2 protein-coding genes are annotated in these 2,497 nt (G+C 60.8%); both read right to left on the bottom strand.

From position 1 onward, the window contains the following. Positions 1 to 1,090: 1,090 nt before the first annotated feature. Complete coding sequence (locus AC1DY5_RS51215) at positions 1,091 to 1,372, bottom strand: hypothetical protein (RefSeq protein WP_478121945.1); 282 nt, start codon at positions 1,370 to 1,372, stop codon at positions 1,091 to 1,093. Beyond that, a complete protein-coding gene (locus tag AC1DY5_RS51210; protein WP_478121944.1) occupies positions 1,369 to 1,575 on the bottom strand; it encodes a hypothetical protein in 207 nt (68 codons plus the stop codon). The genes AC1DY5_RS51215 and AC1DY5_RS51210 overlap by 4 nt, the downstream gene beginning before the upstream one ends. Positions 1,576 to 2,497: the final 922 nt, after the last annotated feature.

The raw sequence follows: 2,497 nt of genomic DNA, 5'->3' as shown, positions 1-2,497 counted from the left end.
TTGTGCGACTGTGCGCTTGACCGCCAATCGGCGCCCTGTGTCGCACCTTCAGCCCCCCGGCGTTGCGGGAAAGTCAGGCTCTGCTCAGGCGCACTTCACCATCAGCGAATTACGGCTCCTCCGACCTGCAGCTTCCCGCGTTCCATGCGGTTACTCCTGATCGGTGACGGCCAAGCTGCCAGGCGGTTTCGATATCAACCATACCTATGTCGCTTGCACAGCAGTGTCTGCAAAAACCGGCGGGACGAAGTGAAAATGTACCGATGCGAAACTTTTCCCTCGTTGTTGTTTGTGCCGCGTTCGTGGTCGGGGTCGCCTTGATCAGCGACAACGTCACGCTGCAGGGCGAGAGCACGGTCTACACCGTTAGGTGCCAGCAGGGCAGTTGGCAGGGTCTGCGCTGCAGCGGCCGCCTCGTCGCSRCCGATCGGGTGCGCTTTCGCGTGCTGAAGGCGCACCGTGAAGTTCTCTTTTGGACTGCCGGGGCCCCAGGGCCGTCGGGCAAGCTCACCGATTGCRATATTCAAGATGGCCRAAACTGGGTATGCAGSGCCAATGCCGACGGCCCGTCTCCCATCGCGCACGAGATGRTCCTCGGCCGGCCGGTCGTCGATGCCGGTCAGGCGGCGCCCGTCCATACCGTCACCAAGTTGAGGTGGTGGCTGTTGCGTTGGGGTATTCCGCTCGGCAGCCCAGCGGACAYCTGAGAGCTTCAGACCGTTCCGGTCCGACACGGAGATACCGAGGCTTTTTTCGGCTATCGCTGGTATCACGATATGTTTTTCAATCCATATCGATAAATGAAAACTATCCTTTGTGGGAGACGCCTTCAATCGTTTGAAGGTGCGGGCCCACACTGGCGTATCGCGCTGCACGAGGCCGAGGCGATCAGGCCGACCTGGGCGATCACTGAGGCTGTAGTCGATCGGCGTACCGCTCGCAGAGGAGGCCGGGACGGCAATGGAGCGGGGAGAGATTCGCCGCGATCCTCACACGGAGTGCGCCTCTACAACCTCCGCCGAAAATTGCGCCTCATAAGCTCCAAGCTGATGCGCCGGACGGCGAGCACTTCGTCATAGGCCCGCCAAGATCAACAGTGAAAGACGCGACAGACGGCCTTCTTTATTCCCCCGAGCACCCCGCCAGTGCCCTTCACTATCGCAACTGTTGCGCCAGCGGCGATGTCTGCGGCGACGATCACTGCGCCCGGGAGGTTGCCACTACCAATGGCATTCGCAAGATTTTGGAGCTGTTCGATGGAAGCGCTAACCGTGATCTCTTGCACCTCAGGCGTGTTGCACTTCGCCTCGCTGTAATCAGTCACGCTGATTTCAGTGGTGCTCGCTTGCCTGAAACGCCGCGAAATGATCACGCGGGCAGATTCCTTTCCCGGATCGATGTCTCCGTGCTTGACGCTCCGACCTGACGCGACAGGCCGATGCGCTCCTCCTGAATGCGGAGGCACTCCGTGATCTGGCCGACACGCTCCGCTTCCTGGCCGTAGTCAGCCTGGGCGACCTTGAGCTGCTTGAGACGCTCTACCTGCGCCAGGCCGGCGGACCGATGTGAGTGCATGGCCTTGCTGGTCTACTTGGCATATCTGTTCGCCATCGAACTTCCCTTGTGGGTGGCTGCCTGCCGCATCACGCCTGGAAATGGGCGCCGGAGTAACACCGCTCTTTGCCCGGAGCGGTCGCCCTCAAGTTGGACGATGAATCGGGGCGATTGAATCCGGCGTCCCGCTTGTCGCAGGCGGCGGCAGGGGCTGGGTCCTAGGAATCGACACCGTCGATCCGGGTGCTGGCTCCCGCTTGCACCAATGGACATCACTCTGCCGGCGTTCTCACCGAAAGGGGTTGCGATGGCTGGACTTGCATCAGCGACATGCGGGTTATGAGCCCACCGCTCTACTGTCCGGGCTACTCCGCAGAAAGTGGCTGCGACGGCTGGGATCGCACGTCGCGCCGCTGGCAGCACCGTACAAGGACCGGCGATCGTCGCCGAGATCACTCAAAAAGGGCGCGAGGAGCTGGCGCAACGGTGGCAGTCCGCCAGCGTCCTACCCGCTCGATGTCCCGTTGGTTCTGTTCTGCACGGCCACTTGGCTCGTAGCAGACCCCGTACCAAAGACCTCGTCAGTCAAGAACTTGAAGGCCATTGCGCCGACGGACATGAGGAGCACAAAAACGATGACCCAAATCAGTCCTACATCGGAGGCGCTTCGGTGGGATTTCATGACAACCCCCTTTTTGATGGGTCGTGAATCATTGCACATCTTCCGATGTGCAGCACTGTCAAACGAATGCGCGTGACGCTGAACGAAAAAACCCGCCAGGCTTGCGCGGGGCGGGTTCGGAAGCGAGCGCTTCCATCTAGGTCGGCTCGTCAGGCTTTCACCTGGGAGAAGTTCGTGCGGCAGTTGCCGGAAAGATTCGAGTGCGAGGAGCTCAGCGGCTCCTGCGGTCTCGGCGTGAATGTTAAACCATCTGGTTCAGCG

It is taken from the genome of Variovorax sp. P4_D9, assembly GCF_056401695.1.
Note: the sequence above shows the minus strand (reverse complement) of the source record. Positions and strands in the feature narration are given on the sequence as shown.

Bases quoted from the DNA above. Each gene is read 5' to 3' on its own strand.
- AC1DY5_RS51210 (WP_478121944.1), bottom strand. From the start codon at position 1,575: ATGCACTCACATCGGTCCGCCGGCCTGGCGCAGGTAGAGCGTCTCAAG.